Below are 16982 nucleotides of genomic sequence, written 5' to 3'. Positions count from 1 at the left end.
ATTATCTATAGATAAGTCCACGTTAGTGCAATTGACAACAGAAATTAAACAGACCATATAAATTTTTAAAACAACAACAAAAATGGCAAATTTAGATTTAACTAAGTATGGCATTACAGGTGCTACAGTAATCGCCCACAATCCTTCTTACGAGCAGTTGTTCGAGGAAGAGACCAAGGCAGGACTCGAGGGTTTTGAAGTTGGCCAGCAGACCGAGCTCGGCGCTGTCAACGTTAAGACTGGTATCTACACCGGTCGTTCGCCTAAGGACAAGTACATCGTAATGGACGAGAACTCTAAGAACACAGTATGGTGGACCTCTGAAGAGTATAAGAACGACAACCACCCCATGTCTGAGGAAGTATGGGCTACGGTTAAGGGCATCGCCAAGAAAGAGCTTTGCAACAAGAACCTCTATGTAGTAGATGGTTTCTGCGGCGCCAACAAGGACACCCGTATGGCTGTTCGTTTCATCGTTGAGGTTGCATGGCAGGCTCACTTCGTAACCAACATGTTCATCCGTCCTACAGCTGAAGAGCTTGAGGCATTCGAGCCCGATTTCGTTGTTTACAACGCATCTAAGGCTAAGGTAGAAAACTATCAGGAGCTGGGTCTGCACTCAGAGACCTGCGTTGCTTTCAACGTAACATCTAAGGAGCAGGTTATCATCAACACATGGTACGGCGGTGAGATGAAGAAGGGTATGTTCTCTATGATGAACTACTTCCTCCCCTTGAAGGGCATCGCTTCTATGCACTGCTCAGCAAACTGCGACAAGAACGGCGAGAACACAGCTATCTTCTTCGGTCTGTCAGGCACTGGTAAGACCACTCTGTCTACCGATCCTAAGCGTCTGCTCATCGGTGACGACGAGCACGGATGGGACGACAACGGCGTGTTCAACTTCGAGGGTGGCTGCTACGCTAAGGTTATCAACCTCGACAAGGAGTCAGAGCCCGATATCTACAACGCTATCCGTCGCGACGCTCTCCTCGAGAACGTAACTGTTGATGCTAACGGCAAGATCGATTTCGCTGACAAGAGCGTTACCGAGAACACTCGTGTTTCATACCCAATCTTCCACATCAACAACATCCAGCCAGGTTCTTCAGCACCCGCTGCTAAGCAGGTTATCTTCCTGTCTGCTGACGCATTCGGCGTGCTGCCTCCCGTTTCTATCCTGACTCCCGAGCAGACTCAGTACTACTTCCTTTCAGGATTCACAGCTAAGCTCGCTGGTACAGAGCGCGGCATCACAGAGCCCACTCCTACTTTCTCAGCTTGCTTCGGCCAGGCATTCCTCGAGCTGCATCCTACAAAGTATGCTCAGGAGCTGGTTAAGAAGATGAAGAAGAACAACGCCAAGGCTTACCTCGTAAACACTGGCTGGAACGGCACAGGCAAGCGTATTTCTATCCGCGACACCCGTGGTATCATCGACGCTATCCTGAACGGTGACATCGACAAGGCTCCTACAAAGCAGATTCCTATGTTCGACTTCAAGGTGCCCACAGAGCTCCCCGGAGTTGCTACAGAGATTCTTGATCCTCGCGACACCTACGCTGACGCAACTCAGTGGGAGGAGAAGGCTAAGGACCTCGCTGCCCGCTTCATCAAGAACTTCGCTAAGTACACAAACAACGAAGCTGGCAAGGCTCTCGTTGCTGCCGGTCCAAAGCTCTAATCTTTAGAACTTACAAACCCAGTATATCAAGAGGCCATTCCGTATCGGAGTGGTCTCTTTTTTTTATTAACGACCGCTTCAACGCCCCATTGATGCCCATAAGCAGGGATAGCTTCTTTATAATAAATGTTAATGGAATCTCTGGCATTTCCGCCCCATTTCTCCCCTTCACGGTATCAAGATTTTCATTAGTTCTTAATACATTTGACATAAGTCAACAAAAGGCCGTTTTCACATAAAATTGCGATAAAAATGATGGTTGTTATCGTAAATCTTTATACCTTTGCATCGCATTCGGGAGAATGTAATACAATAGGTTAGTTAGTTTGATAGATTTAAGGTTAAGATGATGTTTTTAGAATGCGAGTCAGCCTATGTATTGGTTTAAGTCATAATAATGATACTTTTTAGCATTATTATCTAAAACGAACTAATACAAATGACTGGCGCGAAGAAGGGCAAGGTAAGTGATTATCTTGCCCTTTTTTATTGTCTTTTTCTTGCCACATTCATTTCGTTTGACTACTTTTGCATAGACAACACAAGAAGATGAACAAATTTCGATATATCATTGCTGTTGGGCTATCATCGTTGACTTGCATTACCGTTTCGGCCCAACGCCCTACTCTATACAAAAGCAACATCCAGACGCTGCAAACCGTAGCCGAGCAGCGATGGACAGACCTGCCTGTCATCATGCTGAATAGCGGAGAGACCGTAAACATCGACTTCGACGACCTGACCCACGAATCGCAGCGATATGCTTATCGCATAGAGCACTGCGATGCCAATTGGAAACCCACTTCTTCGCTGTTTGACAGTGATTATATTGACGGATTTGCAGACGGCAATCTTATCGACAATCTTGAACAATCCCTCAATACCAACACCCTATACACCCACTACCATTTCTCCCTTCCCAATGAGAGGTGCCGATTAAAGTTAAGCGGCAACTATTGTGTTACGGTTTATGATGAGAACGACAACAACGAGCCCATCTTCAAAACCTACTTTATGGTGGCAGAAGCTGCTGCAGGCATAGAAATGCGCACAACCTCTAATACTGATGCCGACGTCAACGGTAGACATCAGCAGATAGAAATGGGCGTACATTTCAATGACCTTCGGATTAATGATTGGAAGCGGGAAATCACGACAGTCTTTCTGCAGAACAACAGATGGGATAATGCCGTGACTAACCCTTCCCCGCAATATATCAAAACCGATGGGCTGACATGGACACACTGTCCGCAACTTGTTTTTGATGGCGGAAACGAATACCGAAAATTTGAAATTCTCGATGTCAATCATGCCAATATGGGCGTAGAAAACTTGGAATGGGACAATACAGAATACCACGCATATCTATGGCCCGACGAGCCTCGCCCGAACTATGTGTATGACGAAGACTCCAACGGCGCATACTTCATACGCAATAGTGACAATCGTGAAATCAACTACACCTCGGAATACCAAACCGTACACTTCACTCTCAAGACCAAACGGCTGCCAGGAGAGATATACCTTAACGGCAACTGGACTCACGACCAGTTCACACCCTATTACCAGATGCAATGGAATGAAGACAACGGTTGTTATGAAACTGCCATAAGGTTAAAACAAGGTTACTACAACTATCAGTACCTTTGGGTTTCACCTACTGGGCGCATCGGCTTTGTGCCCACTGAAGGCAACTCCTACCAGACAGAAAACAAATATACAGCCCTGGTGTACTATCATGCCCAAGGTAGCCGCTACGACCGTTTAGTAGGCGTTGCCCACATTCACACACGATGATAAATAATGTGAAATAGTTGGTGTTTTATCAAATTTGGCGTATATTTGCAATACGATAACATACATAAAACAATAACATCATGAAGAAGAAATTTATCTGTACCGTTTGCGGTTACATCTATGAAGGAACAGAGGCTCCAGAGTTCTGCCCTCTTTGCAAGGCTCCACGGAGCAAGTTTAAGGAAGTATCTCTCGATGACGAGCCAGAGTTTGCCACAGTTCACGAATTAGGCCGTGCCTATACCGACAAGGTTAGCGACGAGTTAGTACAACACTGCAAGAACACCTTCGCCGGCGAATGTAGCGAGGTAGGCATGTACTTGGCTATGGCTCGCCAGGCTGATCGTGAGGGCTATCCTGAAATTGCACGTGCATTTGAGCACTATGCCTACGAAGAAGCTAACCACGCCTCTCGCTACGCAGAGTTGTTGGGCGAAGTGCTGAAAGACACCAAGAGCAATCTCGAAGCTCGCATTGCAGCCGAGAAGGGCGCATGTGCAGAGAAGTTTGAGGCTGCCAAGATGGCAAAAGCTGAAGGCTCTGATGCTCTGCATGACACCATCCATGAGATGGCGAAAGATGAAGCTCGTCACGCTGCCGGCTTCATGGGTCTCTACAACCGTTATTTCAAGAAATAATCAGAAAAAGATATCCAAAACAAAAGAGGCTTCCCTTGGTGGAAGCCTCTTTTGTTGGAATTATTCAGAATGGTTATGCCTTAATCATGTCTACCATTTCCTCGGGCGCAACGAGTTGCTGCTCTCCTGTAACCATATTCTTCAGCATTACCTTGCCCTCTTTCATTTCATTTTCTCCGACAAGGACCACATAAGGTATGGCCTTGGCGTTGGCATACCCCATCTGCTTCTTCATCTTTGCCGCATCAGGATAAATCTCTGCCCTTATGCCCTTCTTGCGCACTTCGCTGATAATGGGCAGACTATAAGCGGCCTCTTTCTCACCGAAGTTGATGAACAGCACCTGGGTAGCATTCAAAGTCTCTTCGGGATAGAGTTCAAGGGTATTCAATACATCATAAATACGGTCTGCTCCAAAAGAGATGCCTACACCGCTCAGTCCTGGCATACCGAAGATGCCGGTAAGATTGTCATAGCGGCCACCACCCGTAATACTTCCCATGGGGGTATCAAGCGCCTTCACCTCGAAGATTGCTCCTGTATAATAGTTCAAGCCACGGGCAAGCGTAAGATCAAGCTGAATCTCATTGGTAAGTCCCACCTTCTCGAGCGTATCCAGAATAAAGCGGGTTTCCTCTACGCCTTTAAGTCCAGTCTCAGAAGTGGCAAGCACCTCTGCGATGGTCTGCAGTTTATCATTGTTGGAACCCTCGAGGCTAATGATAGGCTGCAACTTCTCAATGGCCTCTTCGCCAATACCGCAAGCTCTAAGCTCGTTGTTGACATTATCCAGCCCTATCTTGTCCAGCTTGTCTATTGCAACCGTAATATCAACAATCTTGTCAGCTTCGCCTATTACCTCAGCGATACCGGTAAGAATCTTGCGGTTGTTAATCTTGATTTGAACGCGAATGCCGAATCTGCAGAAGACGGTATCGACAATCTGCATCAGTTCTACCTCATTGAGCAGCGAATCAGAGCCAACAACATCAGCATCGCACTGGAAGAACTCGCGATAACGTCCCTTCTGAGGACGGTCTGCGCGCCACACTGGCTGAATCTGATAGCGCTTGAAAGGCAACTGAAGTTCATCTCTATGCATGACCACATAACGCGCAAATGGAACGGTAAGGTCATAACGCAAACCTTTCTCACACAACTTGGCAGCCAAATGAAGACTATTGCGCCCAGCCAGTTCTTCGTCGGTAATCTTGCCAAGATAATCGCCCGAGTTGAGCACCTTGAACAAGAGTTTGTCGCCTTCCTCTCCATACTTACCCATCAGGGTCTGGAGAGTCTCCATTGCCGGAGTTTCAATCTGCTGGAATCCATAAAGCGCATATACTTGGCGAATGGTATCAAAGATATAGTTGCGCTTCGCCATTTCTATAGGGCCGAAATCTCTCGTCCCCTTGGGTATAGAAGGTTTCTGTGCCATTTATTTTCTTACTATTGTTTGTTCACGATCAGGACCTATTGAGATAACCTTAATAGGTGTCTCAAGATACTCCTCGAGGAAATGCACATAATTGCTGAAAGCCTCAGGGAACTGCTCTTCTGAAGTAAATTTGGTCATATCAGTCTTCCATCCTGGCATCTCCTTATAAATGGGAGTCACATCATCAATCTCATAAGGGAATTCAGATGTTTCACTTCCATCTTTCAATCTGTATGCGATACAAGCCTTGATAGTATCAAAACCATCCAGCACATCGCTCTTCATCATGATGAGTTCTGTAACGCCATTGACCATGACCGAATAGCGCAGCTGTACAAGGTCTATCCAGCCACAACGGCGCTCACGACCGGTAACGGCACCATATTCGTGACCGATATTACGGATAGTATCACCAGTTTCATCAAACAGTTCGGTGGGGAACGGACCACTACCCACACGGGTGCAATAAGCCTTCATGATACCATAAACATTGCCTATGCGGTTAGGACCAATACCCAAGCCAGTACAAGCACCTGCGCAAATGGTATTAGAAGATGTCACAAATGGGTAACTGCCAAAATCGACATCGAGCATAGTGCCCTGAGCGCCTTCACAGAGTATGCTTTTGCCTTCACGCAGGATATGGTTGATTTCATTCTCACTATCCACAATCGTAAACTGACGCAAATACTCAACGCCTTCCATCCATTTGGCTTCTACGGCTTCGAAGCCCTCGAAGTCTGTCCATCCCATAGATGCCAGCATCTTGAGATGACGCTCCTTATGGGCAGCATATTTAGCGTTGAAGTTATCCAGAATATCGCCTACGCGCAGTCCATTACGTGAAATTTTGTCTGTATAGGTTGGGCCAATGCCTTTTCCTGTCGTTCCCACTTTGGCCTTTCCTTTAGCAGCCTCATAAGCACGGTCCAGAATGCGATGGGTAGGCATAATGAGATGGGCCTTCTTTGAGATATGCAGACGCTCATGCAGATTGTGACCCGAATCCTCCAAACCTTTGGCTTCTTCCATAAACAAATCGGGCGCCAATACCACACCGTTACCGATTATGTTGACCTTACCGCCCTGGAAAATGCCAGATGGAATAGAACGCAAAACATACTTCTGCCCCTCAAACTCCAAGGTATGGCCGGCATTTGGTCCTCCCTGGAAACGAGCTATCACATCATAGTGGGGAGTAAGCACATCCACTACTTTTCCTTTACCTTCATCGCCCCACTGGAGACCCAACAGGACATCGACTTTACCTGTATTCATATCAATTATAATGAGTATTTATATTCTTTCCTTACTAACCTTGCTGCGCGTACGCTTCTCCTTGGACTGGCAGCTACTGCAGACGCCATAAATATACAGACTGAATGTTTCTTTACGAAACCGCTTCAATTTTATATCATTTACAGCATCGCTTATCTCCGGTTCGTCTATTTCGGTTATCCTACCACAGACATTGCAAACCTGATGCACACGGCTTTCACCATTGAACCCCTTCTCGTAGTACGTGCCATCGGCCAAACGGTGGCAGATGACCAAACGCAGTTCCGTAAAAAGACGTATAGCATTGTAGAGAGTAGCCCGACATACCCTGAAATTTGACAATCTCAAATTAGCATCAAGTTCCTTTAGGGTAAAACAACCAGGCATCCGGCAGATGGCATCAAGTACAAAGTAACGTTCACGTGTCTTGCGATGATTGTGCATCTCAAGATAATTGTCCAATATTTCTCTTGCTTTAATATTGACGTTATCCACCATCTATCCGTTACATATTAATGTTGCTACAAAGTTACATCATTTTTATATAAATAAGGTATAAATAAGAGAAAAAGATAACCTACGATGTTGATTTTGTTGCTTGATGACAGAAGCAAGATGCAAATGAACTGCAGAACAGGCGTCAGCCCATCCTGTCAGTCCTTTGAGTATTTTCGTTTCAGAGATGAAGCCCTTGTAAACGCATGGCCTTTTGAGCAAGAAGTGCATAATCGTCACCAAGGTCTTCAAAACGAGTAAGACAATTGTATGCAGCATGCCTTACACCGATATTATCGTCTTGGAGCGCCACAGCGACCTGGTCCAAGAATTCATTGATACCAAGTTCGTTGGGAGCCATTCCACGGGCAAACAAACGTCCCAATATATTATAGGCAGCTATCTGATAATATACCTTGTCTGTAGCTATCCATTCATAAGCCATAACCGAAGCAAATGGAAGATACTGATACAGTTTGGAAGCTGCAATCTCAGCCATTTCCTGCGTATGGGTCTGTTCCATCCACACATCCACCACTTCTGGCAACATCTGCTCGGGCGGCATAATCATTGTGGCCAAAATCTTGCACTCTCGTATATTCTCCTTCCACAGATTGATGGCAAGGTCGTAGTCATATCCATACTCTGCCGCCATTTTCTGCAACAGAGGAAGTGCCACCCCCCAATTTATCTTATAGTCTGAACCTTTTTCGCGCATAGACTGCGACACGGGGCCATTCATCATCGAGCGAAAAGACTGCTTGATAGCCTTCAGTTTCTCGTGTGTTTCTTCTGTCATAAATATCCAAATTCTTTAGAGTAACGTAACATCTGTTGAGTATACCCTTCGGTATAATCGACCTTTATATCAACGATATTCCGGTCATCATCACAGACGGGAACAAGCACCGGGTTAATAAAACCTTTATAGGGAGCGATATTGAGACGGCGATAACGACTCAATATTTCATTATGCAGTTCGCTGTCTATTCTGACCGCATACTGCTCAACCAGTTTGCGGGCCGATTCATAGTCGCCTTCACTCTTGATGCGCTGAATCTCGTAGAGCAATTGACCGAAACAGCAGCGCAAAGCGTGATAATCATTGACCACAAGGTAGGTCTTGCCGTCTCTGCATACCAGACCGACACAACCATCGCCATGCTCAAGCACCCAACGGGATATCAGGGCACGGTTACGCATGTGGGCTTCCTCGATAAGATTTCCAGGAGCTATTCTTACCAACTGGGTCATAAGACCATTCATCATATAGGTATAATATTGGGCCTTATATGCTTCTGCATCTGGCACCAGCCCCAATTCTATCAGCTTGGCATCAGCCAGATAATAAAGCCCGAAGAGGTCGGCACGCGCTTCCTCGATGGTAGAGCCATAGGCTTTGAGTGCATCAGATGACACACCGGGGAGCAACTGGCCGCTTCCATGCCCAAGACATTCGTGGAGGTCTGTATGCAAATCGTCACAGAGGTCTCCATATTTATTAATAAGGTCGAGTGTATCCCCATCTATGACGAATTCCTCCAAAAAGCCGTTGCCATGAGCCGCCTTATTATACGCTTCGGTAAGATTTCCGATAGTAACGCTCTTAGAACCATGCAGAGCCCTTATCCATTCAGCGTTAGGCAAGTTGATTCCGATAGCCGAAGCCGGATACTCATCACCACCAAGCATAGCCGCACACACCACATTGGCAGTGACGCCTCTCACCTGTTGCTTGCGAAAACGTGCATCGACAGGAGAATGGTCTTCAAACCATTGCGCATTGTCACTGATAGTACGTGTACGCTTGGTAGCATCTATATCTTTATATTCTACGATGCCCTCCCAAGAGCCCTTGAGCCCCAGCGGGTCACCATAGACTTCAATAAATCCATTGATGAAATCGACAAGACCATCCTGCTCCGCTATCCATTCTATCGAGTAACGGTCAAAGGTCGCCAAATCACCATTCCTGTAGTAGGCTATAAGCAGTGAGATGAGCTCGCGCTGACGCTCATTCTCAGCCACCTGTACCGCGCTGTCCAGCCAAACGATGATTTCACGAATGACCTTACCATATAAGCCATCAGCAGCATATACCTGTTCTTTTACTATCCCATCCTCTTTGACGAGTTTGGAATTGAGACCAAACGAGGGCAGGCAATCGTTACCAACCTTAGACTTTAAGGCTGCATAGTATTGTTCTGCCTCAAGTTGGGTAACATCCTGATAGAAATTGCATGCCGAGGTTTGCACCAAGTCCACCCCATCTGCCTGATTTACACGCTTGGGCAATACCTCAGGGTCAAAAATGACATCATAGACTTCGCATTTCTGCTCATCGCTGTCAAATATTTTTATTCCAAGAGACCCTATCACCTCATCAAGATACCGACGCGTAAATCCCGGTACAAACTTCTCGCATCCATAATGATGGTAAATGCCATTAGAGAACCAAACTCGCTTAAGATAAATCTCCAATGCCTTAAACTCTTCACACTGCCTATCTCCCTCATAATGGAGATAGATTTGTTCCAGCATCTTGCGAATGCGAATATTGTATCGGCCAAACTGGTCGAACGTGATATCACGGCCACAAAGAGTGGCCTGAGAAAGATAGTAGATATATAGTTTCTTGCGGAGCGACAACTGCTCAAATCCGTTCAAGCGATAACGAAGCATCTGGATATCGGCAAAGCGCTCGTCGGAATAATTGAAATCTTCCTTCATCGGAACATGACTTTTTAGCTTATACTTGATTCAATGGACATCTCCTCTGACATTCTCATTTTCTGGAACTGTCAGCCCCAGCAGAACGCTGGGCATAACGCAGTTTGTATTCGCGGGGAGTACAACCATTGATTTTAAAGAAAGCAGCATAAAACGACTGGCGGTTGGCAAAGCCTACCATCTGAGAAATATCCTCCATCTTCATGTGGGTATAGCGACGGTCTGTGAGAATGCCCATAGCCTCCTCTATACGATATTTATTGACAAAGGATGTATAATTCATATGAAAGCGCACATTGACCACGGCAGATATATAACGAGTATTGGTGCCCAAATCCTCAGCCAGATTCTTGGCAGAATAATTCTTGTCCTTGTATTTCTTCTGAATAAGGATTACCTCAAGTATTTTCTGCTTCAATTCATCCATCAATTTAGGATTTATCAATGAGCGATAGGCTGCCTCTCTCTCCCGAGCCTCTGTAATATTGTATTTTGTCATCTTCTATATGCTATAACTCTTGTTTCCTGATATTTACTACTGCAAAATTAGCCACAATTTTGAAATTAATGTCATTTTTGTCAACTTTTTTTCCATTTGTTTGTACCTTTGCTACAAATTTACTTATCATGGACCCAATTAATATATTAAATAGGTATTTCGGCTACCACTCCTTCCGCCCATTACAGCGTGAGATAATAGACGCCACGCTGGCTGGAAAAGATTCTCTTGTGCTTATGCCAACAGGAGGTGGAAAGAGTCTATGCTATCAGGTACCCGCGCTGATGCTTGACGGCGTTACCATTGTGGTTTCACCCCTTATCAGTCTGATGCACGACCAGGTGGAGGCACTGGTAGAAAACGGCATACCGGCGGCTGCCCTCAACAGCAACAACAACACCGCAGAGGACTTACTGATTCGGCGCAAATGTGCCAACGGGGAAATCAAACTGCTTTACATGTCACCAGAGAAACTGATAGCAGAGATTCCCTTCTTCTTGAGCCAGCTCAACATCAGCCTTTTTGCCATAGACGAGGCCCACTGTATCAGCCAGTGGGGCCACGACTTCAGGCCAGAATACTCTCAGTTGGGTATAATTAGAGAACGGTTTGCCAATGTCCCGGTAATGGCGTTGACCGCAACGGCCGACAAGATAACCCGCAAAGACATTTTGAAACAGCTTGCCATCAAGGGAGAGACCTATATATCCTCATTTGACCGTCCCAACCTGTCGCTTGCTGTCAGGCGCGAATCGACCAAGGCAGAGAAGATGAAAATCATCAATGCCTATATACGCAACCACCCCAACGACGCCGGCATCATCTACTGTCTGAGCAGAAAGACTACAGAGAGCGTTGCCGAGTCGCTGAGAAAGGCCAACATCAAAGCCCAAGCCTATCACGCAGGACTCGACGGGCAGACGCGCCGCAAGATACAGGAAGATTTCAAGAACGACCGGACTATGGTAGTATGCGCCACAATCGCTTTCGGCATGGGTATCGACAAGCCCAATATCCGTTGGATATTCCACTACAATCTGCCCAAGAGCATCGAGAGTTTCTACCAGGAGATAGGACGTGCCGGACGCGATGGCGCGCCTGCCGACACATTCCTGTTCTACTCACTTGCCGACATCATCCAGCTCAGACAGTTTGCCAACAGCAGTGGCCAGAACGACGTGAATAACCTGAAGTTGGAGCGTATGCAGCAATATGCCGAAAGCAGTGTGTGCCGTCGCAGAATATTGCTCAACTATTTCGGAGAAGAGCGTGACTGCGATTGCGGCAACTGTGATGTGTGCCAGCATCCGCCACGTAGGTTTGACGGCACGCTACTCGTCCAGAAAGCCTTGAGCGCCATCATGCGGACCGAAGAAAAGATAGGCATTGGAACTGTCATCGAGATTCTGCGCGGCATGCTCTCCCCCACCGTTATGCGTCATGAGTATCAAAAGCTAAAGACCTTTGGCGTCGGCAAGGATGTTACGACATCCCGCTGGCGTGACTATCTGTTGCAAATGCTGCAAATGGGATACATCAGCATTGCCTACGACGAAGACAATCATGCAAAAGTGACTGATATGGGCAAAGAGGTCCTGTATGGCAAGAGCAATGCCATGCTGGCAGAAGTCTCTGAAATCAGTTTGACTCCATACAAGAAGAAGGAGACTCGTGGTCGCCAGGAATCGACCGCACGCCAAACCGAGATACCCGAACTGAAGCTGTCCGCAGTCGAAGACAAGCAGCTCTTCGAGCAGTTACGCGTGTTGAGAAGAAAGATTGCTGACAAGCAGAACTTCGCCGCCTACCTCATCCTGTCCGACAAAGTGCTCCACTCGCTGGCGGCAGAGAAGCCCACCACTATCGAGGAATTTGGCCATATCAGTGGCATCGGTGAATTCAAAAAGGTACATTATGGAAAGGTATTTACAGACGCTATCCGCAACTATCTGGATGGCATAAAACAAGTATAATAAGAAATATGAGAAGAATCATTCTGAATATAATGCTGCTATGTTGGTCCATAGCAGTTGTTGCAACAAGCGAAACTTACACCGTAGTAATATCTCTTGACGGATGTCGATGGGACTACCCTCAATGGTACAACACTCCTTTCTTCGACCGCATGGCCAATGAGGGTACGGCAAGTTCGCTCATCCCCTGCTTTCCCTCCAAGACCTTTCCCAACCACTATTCATTGGCTACAGGTCTCACGCCTGAGCATCATGGCCTCATTGCCAACGAGTTTATGGACTGCGAGACAGGATATGACTTCAACCTGTCAAACCGCATCATGAAGAAAGACCCCAAATACTTTGGTGGCGAACCCATCTGGCTGACCGCCCAACGCCAAGGTCTGCGTACTGCCATATTCTATTGGGCAGGCTCTGATGTAAAGATACACAATAGTTACCCCGACACCTATCTCGACTACGACCAGAAGCCACGCCTCACCCTCGAACAGCGCTGCAACAAGGTGATAGAGTGTCTGCAGCGGAGCAAGCACAAGCGCCCACAGCTCATCATGGTATATATGAACGAGCCCGACAAGAGCGGACACAACTATGGCCCTCATAGCCGCGAGACCAGACGGGCGGTAGAGCGCATGGACTCGCTGATGGGCAACCTATATAGCCGTATAACCCAACTGCCGATAGGAAAACAGGTCAACTTCATAGTGCTCTCCGACCATGGCATGGCGTGGGTCGACCAATCACACAAGATAGAACTACGCCCGTTATTGGGCAATCTGCCCTACAAAGCCTATGGTAGCGTTCCCGTAAATATCTATGCCTCATGGGACAACGTACAGCAACACGAAGCAACCGTCGACTCCATCTGCCAACGTCTGCAGGGAGTGCCACATCTGCGCGCATGGCGCAAAGAACAGGTCCCGGCCTATCTGCACTATACCGAACACGGATGTATCGGCGATGTGGTGGCAGTGCCCGATTTGGGGTGGGTGGTATATGACAAGCCGATTAACTCTGGCGGTATGCATGGCTACGACCCAGCCTATACTGATATGTGGGCTATGTTCAGAGCCATCGGTCCTAACATCCGTCATGCCCAGGTCAAGCCCTTCCGCAATGTGAGTGTCTATACACTCCTATGCAACCTACTGGGCATCACTCCGGCAGAAAATGACGGCTGCATCGACGATGTCAAGAGTATCATAAAAGACAACTAAATCGCCATCCAAACAACCTGCAAATCAATGCGGCTCCCTCTCTGAGCGTCATTCTGATTTCTCCTGACCGCCATGGGCAGTTCGTATCATTTGATACGTGGTCACGCGCCATTTGACACGTGAGCCCGCATCATACGACACGAAGGCGCGTGCCTAAAGGCACGAACCAGCGGACCCAATGGCGGTCGCGCCGGCAATCAAAGAATGATGGATATATGATAACCCAAATGTGCCATAGCCCGCAACAGGCTATGGCACATTTGGGTTATCATGATTGCATACTGGGTTTACTCCAGTACCTTGGTCATGTTGAACGAACTTATGAGATGGTTAGCGTCTACCTTTGCCTTGATAAGATATTTGGCATGCTTCTCCTTGCTCGCATCAGTGCGGGTGATATCCTGAGATACCGAGAACTGCACACTGTACTCATACTCGTCATTGTCCAAAGGTTTCTTGTCTATCTGGAAGTCATTTCCCAAGCGCCAGTTCATATTGGTAATGTCGTCCTTATAAATCTTCTTCATAAAGGTAACCACATCTGATGGCGACGCATCGGTCTTGCCTAAGAAGGAATCCATAAAGACTGCAACGGTGCTCTTCAGGCCGTCTTCATTCTTCGAGTTGATGCTCTGGAAGAAATGGCGGAAAAGAGTAACTATGGCGTCCTTCTCTTGGGGCATAACGGTCTTTGACTGCGCATCCTTCATAGCCTCTGTCGCCTCGTCGATATGCTCGCCATTGGCATGCGCATCGGCATAAGCCTGATAAGCCTCCGCTGTATTGAGGCGCTGGGCTATAGCCCAGTCTATAGAGTCTATCCGATGCAATGCCTCCTGCTGATGCAGACTTCCTGGATGGGCTTTGAGATAAGCCTCCATTGCTTCTTTGGAGCCACTTACCACGGCATCGCGCCACTCTGCATCAGACAGCTGCAGACGCTCCAGTCTCACAGACACCGAGTCACGATGCTCTGCGGGCGCATTGGTATAGGTGGTAAGATAACTCTGCAGCACGGCAGGGTCTTCGCTTGTCATGGCATAGGTATAGGCTTCCTCTTCTTTACCTCCCTGTGCCTGATACCAGACAAAGATGCCTCCGAGAACCAAGACGATAGCAAAGAGGAATGAATAGATAATCACCTTGGTGTTCTTCTTGGCTGGCTTCTCGTCTGCAGAAGACGAAGTGACGGGCTCTGCCTGATATGAGGGTTGTGCCTGCGCTTTCTCTGGATGAGTCGGAGTGTGACAGGTCGGACAGCAGGACTGGTCATTGAAATAAACTGTGCCACATTTGGGGCAAGTGATGATATGTCCTGCTATTTCAACGCCGCAAGACGGGCACACGGGCGCTTTGTCGCTTACCTCACGACCGCACTCGGGACATTTGATAATTGCCATAATCGTATATGTTTATTAATCTATGTTATCGGTGTCGGTATCTTATCTCTCGCAATCGGTGATTACCCATAAATCGACTTTTGTCCACATGACCATTGACACCTCTTATTCGTCCTTTGGCCGTGTATTGCCAAAGGGTGATGTCGCGACCATCGGTCAAAATGGGCTCACGCTGAGTATATTGGGCAATCATAATCTTATAATCATTGAGTTTGCCGGCGAAATGATGGTCATAGAAGTTGGCTCCGGTATAGATTAACGGCTTCTGACGATAAGCCACCTCTACGAGTTGGAGAAACTTGAATACCGAGTCGGTAAACTCTTTCACGGACAACCCACTACGTGTCTCGATGTCTATCATGGGCAACAGGTCCTGGTCTTCAGGCCTGCATTGTGCCATAAAATTACGCAACTGTACCTCTTGGGGAATGCGGGCTCGATAGAAATGATAAGAACCAACCTTGAGGCCGTTCTGATGAGCCAGTTCTATGTTACGCTTATACTTGCTGTCAATATTGTCACCACCTTCGGTAGCCTTGAGATAGACATAGGCCATCTTAGCATTGTCTCCTATCTGCTCCCAAAACACATCTCCCTGATAGTGGCTCATATCTATGCCATGTATGTGCTGGCAGGTGTCTTCACATTCGGTCTGGGCATGTGTGGCAAGTGTACAAAATATTGATAATATGAATATATATATGCACTTCATAGGTGCAAAGTTACTTTAATATGTAGAAAATACAAAACAAACTTACTCTTTTTTCGTTACCACGTCGCATCATTGACCATATGCCAAGCCGTCAGAAACGAGGCGCGCGTAATGTCTGCGAGTTTGGGGTAATTGATGGTTGACGCTTCGTCGGAAGGCTGATTGTAATGCGGCTGTGCATCAGTATGATACCACACGATAGGAATAGCGTGACGCGCAAACGAACTCTGGTCGCTTCCTCCTACAGGATTGTCCCACGGTTTATAGTTGGGATGCAGGTCCAGCTGGTAGTGGGCTATGTCGTCCTTAAGCCATTCACCGATACGAGGATGGCTTTCGGTATAGAAGTACACAAAATATTGAGAATCGTCAGGGCGATTGTTGCCGCCGACCATATCAAAATTGAGATAACCCTTAATCTGGCTGATATCTTTGTGGCTGTTCACAAAATAACGCGAGCCAAGTAGCCCAAGTTCCTCTCCGTCCCAGAAGGCGAAGACTATGGTGCGGCGTGGACGGACACCGCTCTTGACAAAAGCCTGCATAATCTGCAGCACAGCACTTACACCCGAGGCATTGTCGTCGGCTCCGTTGTAAATCTGGTCTCCAACCAATGTGGGAGAAAGGCCCTCGTGGTCAAAATGCGCCCCTACCACTACGACTTCGTCGGTAGAAGTGCCGGGGATACACGCTATCACATTGGCCAAACTGAGAAGATGATGAGGGCCTTTGGCTATATTAACCAAGGAGTCTGACTCTACAAAATAACGTGGACTGCGACGTAGCGAAGGGCGTGCGGCGGCGTTGAACGGTTGCAGAAATGAGGCTGACTCGTAAGGCTGCAATCCCAATTGGCGCATGTGTGAGACTATGTACTGCTGGGCCAACTGTGACCCACGCATCCCCGCCTGACGACCTTCCATTAAATCGTGAGCCAAGAAACCAACATGGGCGCGAGCTGCATTTTCGGTGATGCTCTGAAGACCGATATTCTTCTGCTGGGCAAGATGGATGGCAGCAGCCGTATTTGGGTTGCGACGGATGGCGTCAGCAGGTTGCGCATAGAGCAATGCCACTGTAGCCCAAAGGATATATAATGTGTAATTAACGTAACGCATAAT

At 47.3% G+C, this 16982-nt stretch carries 15 protein-coding genes; 5 read left to right on the top strand and 10 right to left on the bottom strand.

What is annotated here, in order from left to right:
- Positions 1-82 precede the first annotated feature (82 nt).
- Complete coding sequence (gene pckA, locus CIK92_RS03260) at positions 83-1684, top strand: phosphoenolpyruvate carboxykinase (ATP) (protein WP_094387522.1); 1602 nt, start codon at positions 83-85, stop codon at positions 1682-1684.
- Positions 1685-1694: 10 nt separating this feature from the next.
- Here pckA and CIK92_RS03255 read toward each other — a convergent pair whose 3' ends face one another.
- Positions 1695-1895: a hypothetical protein gene (locus CIK92_RS03255; RefSeq protein ID WP_094388154.1), complete on the bottom strand. Its 201-nt coding sequence runs from the start codon at positions 1893-1895 to the stop codon at positions 1695-1697.
- Between the two features lie 338 nt (positions 1896-2233).
- Here CIK92_RS03255 and CIK92_RS03250 point away from each other — a divergent pair, with 338 nt between their 5' ends.
- Entirely contained in the window at positions 2234-3481 is a 1248-nt protein-coding gene (locus tag CIK92_RS03250; protein ID WP_094388153.1) for a DUF5103 domain-containing protein, read from the top strand.
- Between the two features lie 80 nt (positions 3482-3561).
- Positions 3562-4119: an NADH peroxidase gene (locus tag CIK92_RS03245; RefSeq protein WP_022309528.1), complete on the top strand. Its 558-nt coding sequence runs from the start codon at positions 3562-3564 to the stop codon at positions 4117-4119.
- Positions 4120-4192: 73 nt separating this feature from the next.
- Here the strand turns inward: CIK92_RS03245 and hisS are convergent, their stop codons facing one another.
- From hisS to CIK92_RS03215, 6 genes are all read right to left on the bottom strand, one after another.
- On the bottom strand, positions 4193-5557 hold the full coding sequence (gene hisS / locus CIK92_RS03240) for a histidine--tRNA ligase (protein ID WP_094388152.1): 1365 nt from the start codon (positions 5555-5557) through the stop codon (positions 4193-4195).
- Positions 5558-6835: an adenylosuccinate synthase gene (locus CIK92_RS03235; RefSeq protein WP_094387008.1), complete on the bottom strand. Its 1278-nt coding sequence runs from the start codon at positions 6833-6835 to the stop codon at positions 5558-5560.
- Between the two features lie 18 nt (positions 6836-6853).
- Positions 6854-7333, bottom strand: coding sequence for a Fur family transcriptional regulator (locus CIK92_RS03230; RefSeq protein ID WP_022309525.1), 480 nt, complete (start codon positions 7331-7333; stop codon positions 6854-6856).
- Between the two features lie 178 nt (positions 7334-7511).
- Entirely contained in the window at positions 7512-8129 is a 618-nt protein-coding gene (locus tag CIK92_RS03225) for a DNA alkylation repair protein (protein ID WP_094388151.1), read from the bottom strand.
- Entirely contained in the window at positions 8126-10060 is a 1935-nt protein-coding gene (locus CIK92_RS03220; RefSeq protein WP_094388150.1) for a dihydrofolate reductase, read from the bottom strand. The genes CIK92_RS03225 and CIK92_RS03220 overlap by 4 nt, the downstream gene beginning before the upstream one ends.
- 55 nt (positions 10061-10115) lie before the next feature.
- Entirely contained in the window at positions 10116-10559 is a 444-nt protein-coding gene (locus CIK92_RS03215) for an AraC family transcriptional regulator (RefSeq protein ID WP_022309522.1), read from the bottom strand.
- Positions 10560-10687: 128 nt separating this feature from the next.
- On the opposite strand from CIK92_RS03215, the gene recQ reads away from it, so the two are divergent.
- Together recQ and CIK92_RS03205 are read left to right on the top strand one after the other, a co-directional pair.
- The gene (gene recQ / locus CIK92_RS03210; RefSeq protein ID WP_094388149.1) at positions 10688-12532 is read left to right on the top strand and encodes a DNA helicase RecQ; all 1845 of its coding nucleotides are present in this window, start codon (positions 10688-10690) and stop codon (positions 12530-12532) included.
- 8 nt (positions 12533-12540) lie between these two features.
- On the top strand, positions 12541-13749 hold the full coding sequence (locus tag CIK92_RS03205; RefSeq protein ID WP_022309520.1) for an ectonucleotide pyrophosphatase/phosphodiesterase: 1209 nt from the start codon (positions 12541-12543) through the stop codon (positions 13747-13749).
- 287 nt (positions 13750-14036) lie between these two features.
- On the opposite strand, the gene CIK92_RS03200 is transcribed toward CIK92_RS03205, so the two are convergent.
- The 3 genes from CIK92_RS03200 to CIK92_RS03190 are packed head-to-tail and all read right to left on the bottom strand — an operon-like array spanning position 14037 to position 16979.
- Complete coding sequence (locus CIK92_RS03200; RefSeq protein WP_094388148.1) at positions 14037-15149, bottom strand: zinc ribbon domain-containing protein; 1113 nt, start codon at positions 15147-15149, stop codon at positions 14037-14039.
- A 25-nt stretch (positions 15150-15174) separates the two neighbouring features.
- A complete protein-coding gene (locus CIK92_RS03195; protein WP_094388147.1) occupies positions 15175-15861 on the bottom strand; it encodes a glycoside hydrolase family 25 protein in 687 nt (228 codons plus the stop codon).
- Between the two features lie 56 nt (positions 15862-15917).
- Positions 15918-16979, bottom strand: coding sequence for a M28 family metallopeptidase (locus CIK92_RS03190; protein WP_094388156.1), 1062 nt, complete (start codon positions 16977-16979; stop codon positions 15918-15920).
- Positions 16980-16982 lie beyond the last annotated feature (3 nt).

The sequence above is a fragment of the Prevotella sp. P4-67 genome (genome assembly GCF_002251325.1).
GTDB lineage: Bacteria > Bacteroidota > Bacteroidia > Bacteroidales > Bacteroidaceae > Prevotella.
This window is presented reverse-complemented; position numbering and strand designations above follow the sequence as displayed.